Here is a 267-nt window from a genome sequence, read left to right as displayed (position 1 = left end):
GCTGTTTGCCTCGATGCGCAAAAATGGAAAATCGCTGTCAGAAGTAGCGAAGGACGAGCTCGGCCCTGTTGCCGGATTTTGTACGGGACTGTCCATGCTGTTTATTATCACGATTACGATGGCGGGTCTGTCGATGGTTGTGCTGCATGCGCTTGAACGCAATCCATGGGGAACATTTGCGGTAGGGATTACGATTCCGATTGCGATGGGCGTGGGCTTATTTTATAAGAAAACGGGAAATTTAAAGCTTGCGTCAACGATCGGCTT

Annotated in this window: 1 protein-coding gene; it reads left to right on the top strand. The window is 49.4% G+C overall.

Going from position 1 to position 267, the window contains the following annotated elements; all coding sequences use genetic code 11:
- A partial coding sequence (locus CF394_RS11460) for a carbon starvation CstA family protein (RefSeq protein ID WP_279327662.1) occupies positions 1-267 on the top strand: 267 nt, incomplete at both ends.

The sequence above is a fragment of the Tetzosporium hominis genome (assembly GCF_002265435.1).
GTDB lineage: Bacteria > Bacillota > Bacilli > Bacillales_A > Planococcaceae > Chryseomicrobium > Chryseomicrobium hominis.
Note: the sequence above shows the minus strand (reverse complement) of the source record. Positions and strands in the feature narration are given on the sequence as shown.